The following is a 2,499-nucleotide window of genomic DNA, read 5'->3' on the forward strand; positions in this document are numbered from 1 at the left end:
AACCGTTGAACTTGGAATTAAAACTACAACTCATGTAAAAATTGTAGTGTATAATTCTTTGGGGAAAGAAATATCAAATATTTGTGATAAAGACCTTTTTACAGGAGCATACAAATTTGATTGGGACGCAACACAAAGCGGAATTTATTTTATAAAAACAATTGTTGGAGAAAAACCTGTGGTTAAGAGGGTTGTTGTTTTGGAGTAATAAAAAATTGTATTCATTTTTTGTTTTAAATATATTTGAAATTAATTAAATTAAAATATTTTATTAGTAATTTTTATGACAGTATTTAAACTTGGTGAATTATTTTGTGGTCCTGGAGGCATTGGACTGGGAGCTAAATTATCTGGCTTCAAACATAATGGCAATAATTATGGTGTCGTCCATAAATGGGCAACAGATTATGATGAAGATACTTGTAATACATACAATACAAATATCTGTAACGGCAATGGTCATTTAATTACTCAAGATATCAGAGATTTAGATATTAATACTTTAAGTGAAATAGATGCATTAGCATTTGGATTCCCTTGTAATGATTTTAGTATTGTAGGAGAACAAAAAGGAATTAACGGAACTTTTGGTCCACTTTATTTATATGGCGTTAGAGCATTAAGAAAATTTCAACCGTCTTGGTTTCTTGCTGAAAATGTTGGAGGCTTGAAAAATTCAAATGAAGGAAAAGCTTTTGAGAAAATTTTAGACGAATTACAACTATCCGGATATAAGATATATCCACATTTATACAAATTTGAAGAATATGGAATTCCCCAAGCAAGGCACCGGATAATAATAATTGGTATCAGAGAAGATATCCCCCTTGAATTTAAAATTCCCATTATCAAGAACTGTAAATTAAAAACAGCAAAAGAGGCAATTGAGAATCCACCAATATTTAAAGATGCATTTAATCATGTATTTACTAAACAGTCAAAGACTGTAATGGAAAGATTAAGTTATATAAAACCTGGCGAAAATGCATTTAATGCTAATTTACCAAGTCATTTAAAACTTAACGTTAAAGGAGCAAAAATTAGCCAAATTTACAAAAGACTTGATCCCAATAAGCCATCTTATACTGTAACCGGTAGTGGTGGAGGTGGCACACATGTTTATCATTGGGAAGAAAATAGAGCTTTAACGAATAGAGAAAGGGCACGATTACAAACATTTCCGGATGATTTTAAATTTATTGGAACAAAAGAAAGCGTTAGAAAACAAATCGGTATGGCAGTACCTGTTGAAGGTGCAAGAATTGTTATTGAATCTGTTTTAAAAACATTTGCAGGTATTAAATATGATTCTATTAGTCCCAATATTCGTGTAAAAAATACTCACAACCTCTTTGGTGTTTTAATGGAAGCTGAAACAAAGTACTTTAAAAGTCACAAAAACTAAAAAAGTAGAATTATGTTTGTCAATAAACTATTCAATAAAGTTCTTATAGAACCTGCACAAAAGGGAGCTACAGAATTATTTGCTGTTAGTGGTTATGCTTCTGCCACTTTTGCAAATCGGCACTTATCAGAAATAAATAATTCAATTGTCAATTTAATAATAGGAATGCCTGGTCGGAAAAGCGACCATGTTGCATTTGAACAATTATGCAAAATTTATCCTAACAGATTTCGGGCATATTATTTAGAAGGAAAACCGCCAGTCCATTCAAAAATATATGGATGGTATAAAGGAAGTAAAGCATTTATTGGTTTTGCAGGGTCTGCAAATTACAGTCAGCCTGGTTTTTTTTACGAAAGTCAAATCAATCAAATTAGTAATGAAAATCCCAAAGAAATAAAAACATTTTTCGAATCATTATTAAGTCGATCTGTGAGAATTCAAGATACAGTTCATGAAGGAATACCTGAAATTGTAGATATTTCTACAGTAAGGAAATCTAGCATATTGGCTGGTGATGTGTTTTGGGAAATCCCAAATAAGCGTGTCAGAATCAGTTTTTTAACAAAAAAAGGAAGGTTACCACAAAGATCGGGTTTAAATTGGGGACAAAGACCCGAAGAAGGTAGGGAGCCAAATCAGGCTTATCTTCCAATTAGAGCTGATGCAAGAAAAATAAATTTCTTACCTCCAAAAGCATTTACTTTCACTCTTTTAACAGATGATGGGAAATCAATTGATTGTGCTATTGCTCAAGAAGGTAGAAAAGCAATACACTCAAATAGGAATAATAGTGAAATTGGTATTTATATAAGAAATCGGATTGGAGTTCCAAGTGGTCATCCCATAACTGTTGAAGATTTGATTAAATATGGTCGAACTGATTTTACAATTCAAAAAATTACTGATGAAACATTTTTATTAGATTTATCAGTAAAATAAAATACATTCAATAACAAAGAAGTCTAATAAATTACTTGTTAAATTCTTCTTTAATGCTGTCTCCAAGTTTGTGGTCAATAAGAACTCTACCACAGTTTTCACAAACAATAATTTTTTTATAGAGTTTTATATCAAGTTGCCTTTGGGGAGGT

General features: G+C 31.1%; 3 protein-coding genes. All 3 read left to right on the plus strand.

Annotated elements, in window-relative coordinates:
- On the plus strand, positions 1-208 hold a 208-nt coding region (locus U9R42_09525; protein ID MEA3496261.1), incomplete at its 5' end, for a T9SS type A sorting domain-containing protein.
- Positions 209-283: 75 nt separating this feature from the next.
- Positions 284-1,405 carry a DNA (cytosine-5-)-methyltransferase gene (gene dcm, locus U9R42_09530; GenBank protein ID MEA3496262.1) on the plus strand — a complete coding sequence of 374 codons (1,122 nt, stop codon included), beginning with the start codon at positions 284-286 and terminating at the stop codon, positions 1,403-1,405.
- Between the two features lie 12 nt (positions 1,406-1,417).
- Entirely contained in the window at positions 1,418-2,347 is a 930-nt protein-coding gene (locus tag U9R42_09535; protein MEA3496263.1) for an NgoFVII family restriction endonuclease, read from the plus strand.
- Positions 2,348-2,499: the final 152 nt, after the last annotated feature.

This window comes from Bacteroidota bacterium (assembly GCA_034723125.1).
In the GTDB taxonomy this organism is placed as follows: Bacteria; Bacteroidota; Bacteroidia; order CAILMK01; family JAAYUY01; genus JAYEOP01.

Excerpts from the sequence above, each read along its gene's own strand:
- dcm (MEA3496262.1), top strand. The coding sequence starts at position 284 with ATGACAGTATTTAAACTTGGTGAATTATTTTGTGGTCCTGGAGGCATT.
- U9R42_09535 (MEA3496263.1), top strand. The coding sequence starts at position 1,418 with ATGTTTGTCAATAAACTATTCAATAAAGTTCTTATAGAACCTGCACAA.